The following is an 11,403-nucleotide window of genomic DNA, read 5'->3' on the forward strand; positions in this document are numbered from 1 at the left end:
GACGCGACCCGGCGTCGGCAGTGGTAGGTGACTCGAGGCAGAACCCCCGCACATGACGACCCCGCGCGAACTCGACGGCTCGAGCGCCGGCGGCCAGTTCGTCCGGACCGCGCTCGCGCTGTCGGTCCTCGAGAACGAGCCGGTTCGGCTCGAGCACGTCCGCGGCGACCGATCGACGCCCGGGCTCCGCCACCAGCATCTGGCGGTCCTCGAGACGATGGCCGCACTCTGCGACGCCGATGTCTCGGGCGACGAACTCGGATCGGAGACGATCGAGTTCGATCCGGGCCTCGAGCCCGACGACGCGGGCGGCCGACCAGCGGACGGACCCGGCGGCCGACTCGAGGGCGGCAGCTACACCGTCGATATCGGGACCGCTGGCAGCACGACGTTGCTGTGCAACGCCCTTCTGCCGCTGGCGACGATCCTCGAGTCCCCGCTCTCGGTGACGGTCACCGGCGGGACGGACGTGGCGTGGTCGCCGCCGCTGGACTACCTCCGCTACGTCACACTCCCGCTGGTCCGCCGGTTCGGCGTCGAGGCCGCCTGCGAGGTCGACCGCCGCGGGTTCTATCCCGACGGCGGCGGGACCGTGACGCTTCGGATCGCGCCCTCAAGTCTCGAGCCGATCGAACTCACCGAACGCGGGCCGCTCGAGGGGCTCCGACTCTACACCACCGAATCGGAATCGCTGGCCGACCGCGACGTCGCCTCTCGGCAGGCCGCAGGCGCGCTCGAGCGGTTGGACTCGGCGTCCGATCTCGAACTGACGGAACGGTGCGAGACGACGGCAGCGAGTCCTTCGCCCGGCTCCGCGCTGGTGCTCCGCGTCGATCACGGGACCGGCGTCGCCGGATTCGCTGCCCTCGGCGAGCGCGGCAAGCCCGCCGAGCGGGTCGGCGAAGACGCCGCGGACGCCGCGAATCGCTTTCTCGAGGGGGCAGCCCCGGTCGATCGGCACATGGCCGACCAGTTGCTCGGCTTTCTCGCGCTCGCCGGCGGCCAGGTACGAATTCCCGCCGTGACCGACCACGTCGAGACGCGGTGTGCGCTGCTCGAGGAGTTTGGAGCGAAAATCGACCTCGAGCGGGAGGTTGAGACGGCGGTGGTATCGGTCGCGTCGCCGCTGGACGGGGGTCAGTAGTCCGTCGCTTCTGGGATTACTGCCGGTTTCGGTTCAGCAGTCCTGTTAGCACGATCAGGAGGACAATCACGAAGAGACCGCCTCCCGCGACCGTGAGCGCGAACGTCGGGTCTGTGGGCTCGATGTTCGAGTCCGTGAGTGGAAGCGTCCCCAGATACGCCACGAGTTGGCTGCTCGCGGTGATGACGCAGACAAACGCGATAGCGAGCCCCAGGAAGAGGAGTTGGTAGTCAAACCATGTCTTGAGCCCGTCTGCCGACACCATCTATGAACGTGTTAGAACAGCGATGCTATAGCCTTTCGGTCGGTTCGGCACCCGTCTGTGCGAGTCCCCGAGAGGGCGCGGCAGTGAGACGTCCCCGCTCGAGCGGGCTGTCATCGATAACCGCCACAACTTATAGCATCGCCGACCGTCGCCTCGAGTATGGCTGACGGAGATACTGCCGTTCGCTGTCGATCTGTTCGGGGGGAAGCACCGTGAGCGAGACCGATATCGTCACGTTCGGCGAGACGATGCTCCGGCTGTCGCCGCCGGGGAACGAACGCATCGAGAACGCGGACACGTTCGAGGTCCGGGCCGCCGGGGCCGAGAGCAACGTCGCCATCGCGGCGAACCGGCTGGGTGCGTCCGCGACGTGGACCTCGAAGGTCCCCGAGACGGCGCTGGGACGGCGCGTCGTCGGCGAAGTCCGCAGACACGGCATCGAAGCCGACCCCGTCTGGAGCCACCGCGGCCGACAGGGAACCTACTACCTCGAGCACGCGGGCAAACCCCGCGGGACGAACGTGATCTACGACCGGGACGACACCGCCATTTCGACGGCGGAGGCCCGCGAGTTCGATATCGACCGGATTCAGGACGCGAAGGTCTTCTTTACGACCGGCATCACGCCCGCGCTCTCCTCGACGCTCCGTGATACGACGCTCAACCTGCTCAAAGCGGCCCGGAAAGGCGGGACGTCGACCGCGTTCGACTTCAACTACCGGCGCAAGCTCTGGTCGCCCGACGAGGCAAAAGAGACGCTGACGAAGCTGTTCCCGGGCATCGACATCCTCGTGATCGCCGCCCGCGACGCCCGGACCGTCCTCGGGTTCGAGGGCGACCCGCGCCAGCTCGCGCACAAACTCGGCTCGCAGTACGATTTCACGACCGTCGTCGTCACCCGCGGCGCGGAGGGCGCGGTCGGCTGGCACGACAACGTCGTCCACGACCACGACGCCTACGAGACCGACACCGTCGACCCGATCGGGACCGGCGACGCCTTCACCGGCGCGTTCATCGCCCGCCGGCTCGACGGCGACGACGTTCCCACTGCCCTCGAGTACGCCGCGGCGACAGCGGCGCTCAAGCGGACGATCCCCGGCGACGCGGCGCTCGTCACCGCGGACGAAGTCGAGACGATCGTCAAGGAACAGGGCGAAGACATCTCGCGATAGCTCGCCGAATACGGGCGAGCGGCTGCAGACGCCTCGTTTTGCAACGGGTGCGGACGACCGCCGACGTGGATGGCGCGGACCGCGTCTCGCAATCCCGACTCGAGTTACCGGCTACCCGCGGACGATTGGACGGATTTGCCAGAAGTCGTTTTATGTGGGCGTCGAAAGCCACGGCTCGTAATGAATCGCGGAGCCACACTGGTGGTTGCACTGCTCGTGGCCACGAGCGCCGTGACGATGGCCGCGGCCGCCGGTGCAACGACAACGACGACTGCGACAGGATCGAGTACGACTACCCAGAGCGACGCCTACGCGGGGGCTCACGTCGCGTTCGACGTCCAGGGCGATGCGATCGCGAACTACAGCGTCGACGGCGAACAAGCCTTTTCGTCGGTTGCTGTCCAGTCCCAGAGCGAGGCCGACGCCGATGCTGGACTCGACGCGAGCACCGGCCTCGAGGCCGCGACGGACCTGAGCGGCGCGGGGCTGTCGCTCGCGACGCAGACGCAGGCCAGCGCCGAGATACAGGCCGACAGCGGCGCGACGCTGTCGGCTCACGACAATCAGCACGGCACGCTCGTCGTCGAGAGCGGCGACGAGGCCCAGTACGTCGAAGCCGACCTCGGGGCGAGCGCCGAGGCCCGCGAGGACGGCGACCGCGTCGTGGTCGAAACGGGCGACCGCGAGGGCGCGTTCCTCGTCGTCGGTGACGGCGAGGTGACCGTCGCCGACGGGAACGTGACGGCCGACCTCGGCGAGAACGCGACGCTCGCGTTCCGCTCCTACGACGAGGGCGAACGCGACGAACAAGCGAGCTACGAGGAATCGCTGATCACCGAGGGCAACGCCGCGGTCGAGGTCACGGCCGACCACCGCGACGGCGAGACGGTATCCGACGCCGTCACCTACGGACAGGAGACGTCCGCCGAGGCAGCGACGACCGCCAACGGGACCGTCGAGATGACGATCGATCGGACGACCCACGAGGGGACCGTCGTGCTGACCACCGTCTCCGAGGAGGCCGTCGGGAGCCTCGAGAACCTCTCGGTGACCGTCGACGGCGAGGCCGCGGTTGAAGCGTCCTCGAAGAGCGACCTCGAGGGCGCGATCGGGAGCGACGAGTCCCGGTATATGGTCGCACAGGATACACAGGCCGAGGGACAGGCGACCGTCTACGTCGCGGTCAACCACTTCTCCGAGCGAACGGCGACGATCGACGGCGCGTCCGCACAGGACGAGAGCACGGACGAGAGCGACGGGTCCGAAATCGAATCCGATGACGAGGGGAGTACTGACGAAGAGAGCGCCGACGGATCCGCCGAGAACGAGACGACCGACGGCAGCGACGACAGCGTGTCCGGCTTCGGTGCCGGCGCTGCGGCACTCGCCCTGTTGACCGGCGTCGGCGCTCGAGTCCGACGGTAACGTACTGCAGGCTTCTGCCGTTCTTCTCGACGGACTGTTCAGAGACGCCTGTTCCGAACTCGAGGTCCGACAGGACTGTGTCGGCGATACCGATTCACCGGATCTGGCGCTGTAGCAGCGGACGACGGCGGCGCGCATCCATCGCGGCGCGACCGTCCCGGATCGATGGCGGTCGGCCGCTGCTTTTTGACGGGCGCTGTGCTACGTTCCGTGTGACTCGAGACGTTCGCCGGGCGACGGTCGACGATGTCTGGGCCGTCCACGAGGTCGCCCGCCAGAGCTGGCACGCCGCCTACGACGACGTGCTCGGCCCCGAGACGGTCGACGAGGTCGTCGACGAGTGGTACGCGATCGGTGACCTCGAGTCGTCGATCACGGAGGCGAGCGGCCGCGACGACGCCGCTTTCCTCGTCGCCGAGAACTCGCCGACGGCCGGTGTGGGGGCCGACAGCGACTCCTGTGGCTTCGTCCACGCCGTCCCGTGGCCGGAGGACTCCTCGGTCGCCTTTCTCGCGCGCCTCTACGTGCGACCCGAGAGGTGGAACGAGGGGACCGGAACCGCGCTGCTCGAGGGCCTCGAGACCGAACTCTCGGCGGGGTTCGATCGACTGCGACTGGGCGTCCTCGCCGCCAACGAGGTCGGCGTCTCGTTCTACGAATCGCGGGGCTTCGACCGCATCAGGACCCGCTCGTCCGATCTGGCGGCGGGCCTCGAGGAGCACGTCTACGAGAAGCGGCTTTTCGACTAGTCCGTGAGTAGGCTGCCTGCTGTAATACGGAGAAGAGACCGCTACAGCGTTTTGTCGGCCTCGCTGTCGCTCCCGGCTCGCTTCGTCGCCGTTCGATCGCTCGAGGCCTCACTCACAGCGTTCGCTCGGCCTCGCTGTCGTCGACGACTTCGATCCCGCGGTTGTTGACCGCCGCCGGATCGAGGCCGACCTCCTGGAGGAAGGTCTTGTACTCGCGCTCGCACTGCTCGGCGTCTTTCTGCTTATCGCTGGCGCGATCGCAGAGTTCGACGAGGTTCTCCGGCACGTCGTTCTGGTAGACGATCCAGTGGTTGATCAGGTCCGAGAGCCGGCGGATGGGGCTCGTGAAGTGGCCGTAGATCTCGAAGTTCAGCGCGTGGTGGCCGCCGAAGGGATCGTTCATGTACCGCGCTCGCGGCATGACCTTCATCACCGCCCACTGGATCTTGTCCAGTTGGCGCTCGGGCGCGTCCTCGAGCGTCGCGTTGACGGCCTTTCGCGGGTCGTCCCACGTGCTGCCGGGGATCGAGACGCCGTCGAGGTCCTGGATCTCTCGCAGCGCTTCGGACCACTCGTCGGGGCTGGGCTGGGGGTGGACCCGGTACATGGCCGAGACGCCGCGATTCCACATGAGTTCGTGCGTGACGGCCTTGTTGGCCTTCAGCATGCACTCCTCGATGATGGTGTGAGCGCGGTCGCGGGCCGGGTTCAGGACGAGCGAGCCGTCTTCCTTGCGCTGTTCGTGCATCTGCTCTGCGAGATCGTAGACCAGCGCGTTCTCCTCGTGGAGGTCGGCGTCGGGCTCCTCGAGCCGGCTTTCGGCCTCGGCGTAGGTGAGCCGCTCGTCGGACTCGATGACCGACTTGTAGATCTCGATGGTCTCGTAGGTCAGGTTCTCCTTGTCGAGGTGCATCTCGACAGTGTGGGCCAGCCGGTCCTCGTTGGGGACCAGCGAGCAGACCGTTTCGGCCAGTACCGGCGGCAGCATGTGGACCGTGTAGCCGGGGAGATAGACCGTGTTCCCGCGCTCGACGGCCTCGTCCCACATCGCCGTCTCCGGGTTGACGTAGTGGGTCACGTCGGCGATGTGGACCCAGAGGACGTACTCGTCGTCGCGCTCTTCGATCGAGAGCGCGTCGTCGAAGTCCTGAGCGTCGATCGGGTCCGTCGTCCACGTCGTCAGCTCCCGCAGATCCTGTCGCTCGTCGATCTCGTCTTCGATTTCGGCCGTCACGCCCTCCGTTCGGGCTTCGGCTTCCTCCAAGACCTCCGGCGGGAACTCGTCGCGGAGCTCGAACTTCTCGAACAGCTCCTCGCGCTTGTTCTCGAGATGGCGCGCGAGATCCTCCGAGACTTCGACTGGACCCTGGCCTTCCACCGTTCCGGCCTCGGCCTGTGCGTCGTCACTCATGGCGAGGGCTACGCACGTAAGAGTGAAAGTCGTGTCGGGATCGGCCCCAGTCCGAAGCTGCCGTCGGTGGGACGCCTGACCCGGTCTCGGTCCGGTGTGCTCGCTTACCGCTGGGACCGAACGATCCGCGACCGACTGCGAGACAGCGCGGTCAGATGGCCGGCGTCCTCGAGAACGGTCAGTTCGGCGTCGGGGACCCGATCCCGAAGATGCCGGGCACCTCGAAGGGGCGCGTTCGCGTCGGCGTCGCCGTGCCAGAGCCGGACCGTGTGATCGACGTCCGACGGCGAGAACCCCCACTCCGTCGTTACCAGCCGCGTCTCGGTGACGAACCCGTCCCGCTGTGTCCCGACCCCCTCGAGGAAGTCGCGCCGAACGCGCTCCGCCATCGCCGGCGTGATCTCGGTGCGCTCGGCCGCCGTCGCGTACTGCGAGAGGACGACCGCGGGCGGCGTTCGCGCGACGAGTCGCGTCTGGACGCCGAGTAACCCACTCAGCAGACGGGGGATCCGCCGCGCGAGCGAGCCGAGCAGGCGCTGGACGGCGGGGAGATCGGCCGCGAGCGACGGCGGCGGCGCGCCGGAGACGATATCGATTTCGTCGACGAGGTCGCCCCGCGTCGCCGCGAGCGCGAGCGCGTGGGGTCCGCCGCCGGAAAACGCGACGATCCCGGCCCGAGCGATGTCCTCCGCCTCGAGGACCGCGGCGACGGTCGCGCCGGTGTCGGCGATGTCCCGGTCGGAAACGGGCGACGACTGGCCGTATCCCGGCCGGTCCGGGGCGAGCAGGCGAACGCCCGCTTCCCGCGCCGGATCGTCGAGCAGGGCACCGAAGCGCCGCGAGCCGGGCGTGCCGTGGAGGACGACGACCGGCGTCCCGTCGGGGTCGCCGTAGTCGGCGTACGCGACTCGCCTCCCGTCGGCTCCCGTAACGATCGTCGGTGGATCCGCCTCGCGGTCGTCGTCCTCGGCCGGCGCATCCGATCGCGACAGTGTCATCGACCGAGTATTCTCGGTCGGTTCCCGAGTGACTTCTCCCGGATCCATGCGGCCTTTTAATACCCCTCGGCGACACCGGTCGATGGTGAGGCGCGTTTCGTTCAGCGTGACGTTTCCGGACGGGGTCGCACACCCCCTCCACCGGCGACTCGTTACGACGGACGGCGTGTCGCGAGTGGAACTCCTGATGTGGGGGCCGATGGGGACCGTGACGACGCTGTTGTGGTGTGACGGCGGGCCCGCCGCGACCGCCGATCTGTTGGCTGCCGTCGAGAGCGTCACCGCGACCGAGTTCGTCGAGCGCGACGACGGGACGTATGCGTTCGTCCACCAGACGGCCTACGAGTTCGAGGAGACGATCCTCACGCTCGTCGAGGATGCACGGATCGTGTTCCTGCCGCCGGTCACGTTTCGCGACACCGGCGCGGTGGCCTTCGAGGCCGTCGGCCGACCCGATGCACTGACCGGCTTCTACGACGAGTTGACCGACCTGGCAGACGGAACGATCGAACGCGTCCGCGAGTTCGACCGCCGGGCGTCGGCGACTGCACTCACCGACCGCCAGCGAGGCGCGCTCGAGGCCGCCGTCGCCGTCGGCTACTACGACGTTCCGCGGTCCGGCTCGGTCGCCGACGTCGCCGCCGAACTGGGCTGTGCCGGCAGTACGGCCGGCGAACTACTGCGGAAAGCGGAAGCGGCGCTCGTGGCGGACGCCGTCGACACGCAGTAGCGCCGTCCCGGCAGTGCTTACGATTCCTCCTCGAGCGGGCCGTACCGCTCCTCGACCGCCGAGAGATAGCTCGCGAGAAACGCGTCCCGATCCAGCCGGCCGGCCTCGAGGTCGACCAGCAGGTCCTCGAGTTCGCCGCGCGGGTGGTGACAGAGGTCGCTGTGACAGGCCTTACAGAGGTATTCGAAGGTCTTGTCTTCGCGATCCCAGCGGTCGCCGTGCTTGTCGTACTCCCGGGCCTCGTCGCGCGCTCGCTCGATGCCACAGGCGAGACAGGTGACCGTCTCCGTCCGGTTCCGAGAGGGCCACATAGGCGGCCCGACGGCGCGGTCCTACTTAGCGATTGGCACACGTTGCTCGCAGTCTGACGGTCAGGCAAACCGGGACCCGACGCGCTCTCCGGAACGGGCCTTTTATCTCCGGACCGCTCGTTTGCCCGATCATGCAGGTCAAGTCTCGACATCACCTCCGCAGCGACGCGGTGTCGGATCTCGAGGAGACGCTCGCGGAGCAACTGGGCGTCTCGCCCGACGGTGACGCCTACGAGCGCGTCGAGTTCGAGGACACCGATTGGGAAGTGGTTCTCATCGACGGCGAACCGCAGGTCGCGGAATTCGGCGACGACCTCTTTCTGACCGTCCGCGGAGCGAACGCCTACGAGCCCGAAAAACGGCTGGTCACTGTCGACGCAGGGGCGATCTCGTTTGTCAGCGACGGTGCCGACGTGATGCGTCCGGGGATCACCGACGCGACCGAGGACATCTCGCCGGACGATCTGGTCGTCATCGCCGAGGAATCCCACGGCAAGGTGCTCGCGGTCGGCCGCGCCCGCGTCGACGGCGCGGAGATGGCCGGCAACGAGGGGAAAGTCGTCGACTCCCTGCACCACGTCGGCGACGACCTCTACGAATTCACCGGGTAAGTCACCCGGCGGCAACGGTCTGATTTTGAGTATTGGTGAAAATACCTCCTTTCACCTTTGAATGTCGCGGTATATATAGTTCCATGCCACTATCTACTAGCAATTCTAGCACCTAATAGACGGTTGTCCACTAGTGTTATATATTGGTTCATGTTATCACTGCCCAACCATGATCGAGACGACAGTCGAAGCCGTCGACCTCCGCTCGCCGCCGACGATCACTCCCGAAACGCCCGCGAAGGTGGCGGCTCAGTCCCTCCGCCGGCCGACGGTCTCCGCGCTCCCCGTCCTCGAGGACGAGTCGGTCGTCGGCATCGTCACCGAGTCGGATCTCGTCGCACTGGTCGCGGAAACGGACGATCGTCCGGCGACGCGAGCGATCATGTCCGCGCCGGTGACGACGGTGTCGCCGACCGCGACGATCGCCGACGCCGCCGAAACGATGCGAACGAACGGCGTCAAACACCTCCCCGTCGTCGACGACGGCGTCTACCGCGGCCTGCTTTCGGCCCACACGTTAGCTCCGTACCTCCCGCGTCACCGCCTCGAGATCGAGTGGCGCGACGAACCGCTGCGTCTGGAGGCGACCGAGGGACAGGAACTCACTGCGGGCGACTGAGTCACGGGGTCACTCCGCGGTGTCCAGCGAATCCGCCTCGAACGCGCCTTCGTACTGCGCGAGCATGTCCCTGTAGCCCTGCTCGGCGAGGTCGTAGGTCTCCCGTACGTCCGCGATCGGCGTCTCGGTCGCATCGAGGCGCAGGTCGTTGTACGGCGGCTCGACGGTGTGTGATTCCGTCGTCTCGACGACCACCGCCACGCTCTGGACCGACAACTCCTCGCGTTTGTCTCCGCCCTCGAGGTCGCCGGCCGCCAGCGCGTCGATCAACCGCTTTGCGAGCGGGTCGGTATCGACGTTTTCCGTGACGGCGGCCGGCCCGGTCGCGGGGTCCGTCGTGTCGTGGACGGCGTTTGCCTCGTAGGCCTCGGCGACCGTCTCGAGGACGGCTTCGCCGGTCAGCATGTTGCCCGCGACGGTGTAGTGGTCGCCCTCGCGATGGCCGTACTCGGCGACGCACTCCTCGCCCGAGAAGGCGAACGTCGACTCGCCGTCGACGCCGTGTAACTGCCGCTGGGGCGCGCCCTCGTCGGCGTTGAGCAGCGCCTCGAGCACGTCGTCGACTGCGAGCCCGTCGTCGATGTACTCGATCCCGCGCGCGCGCCGAGGTCGACGTTGACCAGACTCTGCGTGGCGACCGCCCCGTGTTCGCTGACGAACGGACAGAGCGTCCCGACGCCCGGCAGCCGCGTCGTGACCGCGACACCGAACCGGCGGTGGCGGTCGCCGTCCTCGGTTTCGTACTCCTCGCGAACGCAGATACTGAACGTCATCGTTTGCGCGCCAACGGTATGGAATTAAAAACCACCGGCCGATCGGCGGGCCCACGGACCGGCGACTCTCGAGACGGGTCGAATCGACACTCGACCGCGGAATCCGGCGTCGCTCGAGCCGTCGGTCGGCCGAACGGTCTCGTAGACGGGACCGTGTCTGACGTAAGAACTATACTGGCGGCGGCGGTGGATACCGCCAATGGGACTCATGAGCAAAATTCTCGGCGGCAACCAGTCCAGAACCGTCGAGGACTACGCCGAACTGAACCTCGAGGACGTCTCCGACGGGTCCGCAGAGGCGACGATGCAGGTACACATCGCGGAGGTCAGCGGACAGGCCGACGCGATCGACATCAAAGACGCCGTCTACGACGGCGACATCGTCATCGCGGATATCACGCGCCTCCGGACCGAGGACAGCACCGTCGAACACATCGTCGACGAACTGCGGCAGGTCGCCCAGGAAGTCAACGGCGACATCGTCCGGAAAGGCGAGGATCAGATGATCATCACGCCGACCGGCATCCACATCAGCCGAGAAAAGCTGGGCCAGAAGGCATAGCGGGAGTCATCGGACGGGCAGATACCGAATCGCCGTTCGCATTCAGCAATCACTATTCTTGACTCGTCTGTGGCGACCCGAACTGGTACGTCGCTACCGCTTCCCGTTCGATCGCAATAAAATAACTCAGTCGTCTCGCGCCGCCGAAAGCGACGCGTTGAATTCGAGATTACGTTCGCGTGACGTTCGTCGCGCGCGGGCCCTTGGGGGCCTGTTCGATATCGAATTCGATGTCTGTGCCTTCTTCGAGATCCGGACCGCCAACATCTTCCATGTGGAAGAAAACGTCGTCGTCCGCGTCGTCCGTCTCAATGAAACCGTAGCCGCCTGTGTCGTTGAAGAAATCAACGCTTCCTTTCGCCATTACAAACATACGTAGGGTCGATCGGGGGATAAGGCTTCCGAGGGTCGTGGTACCACGACCGTCGACCCGTCCGCGGTGAGGGCCTGAATCGGATATAATTGCCGCGGTTCGTGACGATCCCGGCCAAGGGCACCTCTCGAGGGAGAACCGCCGAGCGCCGCGTTCGGTTTCGTGGGGCGAATAAAGGCGGTGCGTACGAAGGGTAATGAAGCTGTCAGTAACGACGGTGGCCTACTGCCGTCGTTCGGGAGCCGCGGTACCGCTTACCC

13 protein-coding genes and 1 pseudogene are annotated in these 11,403 nt (G+C 66.8%); 8 read left to right on the top strand and 6 right to left on the bottom strand.

The genetic code is table 11. The features are described from left to right. Positions 1–52: 52 nt before the first annotated feature. Entirely contained in the window at positions 53–1,144 is a 1,092-nt protein-coding gene (rtcA, locus tag C489_RS08375; protein ID WP_006430780.1) for an RNA 3'-terminal phosphate cyclase, read from the top strand. A 16-nt stretch (positions 1,145–1,160) separates the two neighbouring features. Here the strand turns inward: rtcA and C489_RS08380 are convergent, their stop codons facing one another. After that, positions 1,161–1,409 (bottom strand): hypothetical protein, encoded by a 249-nt coding sequence (locus tag C489_RS08380; protein ID WP_006430781.1) that lies wholly within the window; start codon positions 1,407–1,409, stop codon positions 1,161–1,163. A 212-nt stretch (positions 1,410–1,621) separates the two neighbouring features. Between C489_RS08380 and kdgK1 the strand changes: the two genes are divergently transcribed. The 3 genes from kdgK1 (at position 1,622) to C489_RS08395 (ending at position 4,755) form a co-directional block, all read left to right on the top strand. After that, a complete protein-coding gene (kdgK1, locus tag C489_RS08385; RefSeq protein ID WP_006430782.1) occupies positions 1,622–2,581 on the top strand; it encodes a bifunctional 2-dehydro-3-deoxygluconokinase/2-dehydro-3-deoxygalactonokinase in 960 nt (319 codons plus the stop codon). 180 nt (positions 2,582–2,761) lie between these two features. Continuing rightward, positions 2,762–4,006: a putative sodium/potassium/calcium exchanger gene (locus C489_RS08390; RefSeq protein ID WP_006430783.1), complete on the top strand. Its 1,245-nt coding sequence runs from the start codon at positions 2,762–2,764 to the stop codon at positions 4,004–4,006. A gap of 212 nt (positions 4,007–4,218) precedes the next feature. Next, entirely contained in the window at positions 4,219–4,755 is a 537-nt protein-coding gene (locus tag C489_RS08395; RefSeq protein ID WP_006430784.1) for a GNAT family N-acetyltransferase, read from the top strand. 112 nt (positions 4,756–4,867) lie between these two features. On the opposite strand, the gene C489_RS08400 is transcribed toward C489_RS08395, so the two are convergent. Both C489_RS08400 and C489_RS08405 read right to left on the bottom strand, forming a co-directional pair. Next, positions 4,868–6,166, bottom strand: coding sequence for an RNB domain-containing ribonuclease (locus tag C489_RS08400; RefSeq protein WP_006430785.1), 1,299 nt, complete (start codon positions 6,164–6,166; stop codon positions 4,868–4,870). Between the two features lie 104 nt (positions 6,167–6,270). Then, positions 6,271–7,164 (bottom strand): alpha/beta fold hydrolase, encoded by an 894-nt coding sequence (locus tag C489_RS08405; RefSeq protein ID WP_239642043.1) that lies wholly within the window; start codon positions 7,162–7,164, stop codon positions 6,271–6,273. A gap of 82 nt (positions 7,165–7,246) precedes the next feature. On the opposite strand from C489_RS08405, the gene C489_RS08410 reads away from it, so the two are divergent. Beyond that, positions 7,247–7,894: a helix-turn-helix domain-containing protein gene (locus C489_RS08410; RefSeq protein WP_006430787.1), complete on the top strand. Its 648-nt coding sequence runs from the start codon at positions 7,247–7,249 to the stop codon at positions 7,892–7,894. Positions 7,895–7,911: 17 nt separating this feature from the next. Here C489_RS08410 and C489_RS08415 read toward each other — a convergent pair whose 3' ends face one another. After that, entirely contained in the window at positions 7,912–8,205 is a 294-nt protein-coding gene (locus C489_RS08415) for a DUF7562 family protein (protein ID WP_006430788.1), read from the bottom strand. Positions 8,206–8,336: 131 nt separating this feature from the next. On the opposite strand from C489_RS08415, the gene C489_RS08420 reads away from it, so the two are divergent. Both C489_RS08420 and C489_RS08425 read left to right on the top strand, forming a co-directional pair. After that, positions 8,337–8,816 carry an RNA-binding protein gene (locus C489_RS08420; RefSeq protein ID WP_006430789.1) on the top strand — a complete coding sequence of 160 codons (480 nt, stop codon included), beginning with the start codon at positions 8,337–8,339 and terminating at the stop codon, positions 8,814–8,816. Positions 8,817–8,985: 169 nt separating this feature from the next. After that, entirely contained in the window at positions 8,986–9,435 is a 450-nt protein-coding gene (locus C489_RS08425; RefSeq protein ID WP_006430790.1) for a CBS domain-containing protein, read from the top strand. Positions 9,436–9,444: 9 nt separating this feature from the next. Here C489_RS08425 and C489_RS08430 read toward each other — a convergent pair. Beyond that, positions 9,445–10,208: pseudogene (locus C489_RS08430) on the bottom strand (DUF1028 domain-containing protein). A gap of 199 nt (positions 10,209–10,407) precedes the next feature. Here C489_RS08430 and C489_RS08435 point away from each other — a divergent pair. Continuing rightward, the gene (locus tag C489_RS08435) at positions 10,408–10,770 is read left to right on the top strand and encodes a cell division protein SepF (protein ID WP_006430792.1); all 363 of its coding nucleotides are present in this window, start codon (positions 10,408–10,410) and stop codon (positions 10,768–10,770) included. Between the two features lie 169 nt (positions 10,771–10,939). Here the strand turns inward: C489_RS08435 and C489_RS08440 are convergent, their stop codons facing one another. Next, positions 10,940–11,134, bottom strand: a complete 195-nt coding sequence (locus C489_RS08440) for a cold-shock protein (protein WP_006185778.1) — start codon at positions 11,132–11,134, stop codon at positions 10,940–10,942. Between the last annotated feature and the right edge of the window lie 269 nt (positions 11,135–11,403).

The organism is Natrinema versiforme JCM 10478 (genome assembly GCF_000337195.1).
Classification (GTDB): Archaea; Halobacteriota; Halobacteria; order Halobacteriales; family Natrialbaceae; genus Natrinema; species Natrinema versiforme.

What these genes read in the sequence shown, in the direction of transcription:
- rtcA (WP_006430780.1), top strand. Translation starts at nt 53, where the DNA reads ATGACGACCCCGCGCGAACTCGACGGCTCGAGCGCCGGCGGCCAGTTC.
- C489_RS08380 (WP_006430781.1), bottom strand. Translation starts at nt 1,409, where the DNA reads ATGGTGTCGGCAGACGGGCTCAAGACATGGTTTGACTACCAACTCCTC.
- C489_RS08390 (WP_006430783.1), top strand. Translation starts at nt 2,762, where the DNA reads ATGAATCGCGGAGCCACACTGGTGGTTGCACTGCTCGTGGCCACGAGC.
- C489_RS08400 (WP_006430785.1), bottom strand. Translation starts at nt 6,166, where the DNA reads ATGAGTGACGACGCACAGGCCGAGGCCGGAACGGTGGAAGGCCAGGGT.
- C489_RS08405 (WP_239642043.1), bottom strand. Translation starts at nt 7,164, where the DNA reads ATGACACTGTCGCGATCGGATGCGCCGGCCGAGGACGACGACCGCGAG.
- C489_RS08410 (WP_006430787.1), top strand. Translation starts at nt 7,247, where the DNA reads ATGGTGAGGCGCGTTTCGTTCAGCGTGACGTTTCCGGACGGGGTCGCA.
- C489_RS08415 (WP_006430788.1), bottom strand. Translation starts at nt 8,205, where the DNA reads ATGTGGCCCTCTCGGAACCGGACGGAGACGGTCACCTGTCTCGCCTGT.
- C489_RS08420 (WP_006430789.1), top strand. Translation starts at nt 8,337, where the DNA reads ATGCAGGTCAAGTCTCGACATCACCTCCGCAGCGACGCGGTGTCGGAT.
- C489_RS08425 (WP_006430790.1), top strand. Translation starts at nt 8,986, where the DNA reads ATGATCGAGACGACAGTCGAAGCCGTCGACCTCCGCTCGCCGCCGACG.
- C489_RS08435 (WP_006430792.1), top strand. Translation starts at nt 10,408, where the DNA reads ATGGGACTCATGAGCAAAATTCTCGGCGGCAACCAGTCCAGAACCGTC.
- C489_RS08440 (WP_006185778.1), bottom strand. Translation starts at nt 11,134, where the DNA reads ATGGCGAAAGGAAGCGTTGATTTCTTCAACGACACAGGCGGCTACGGT.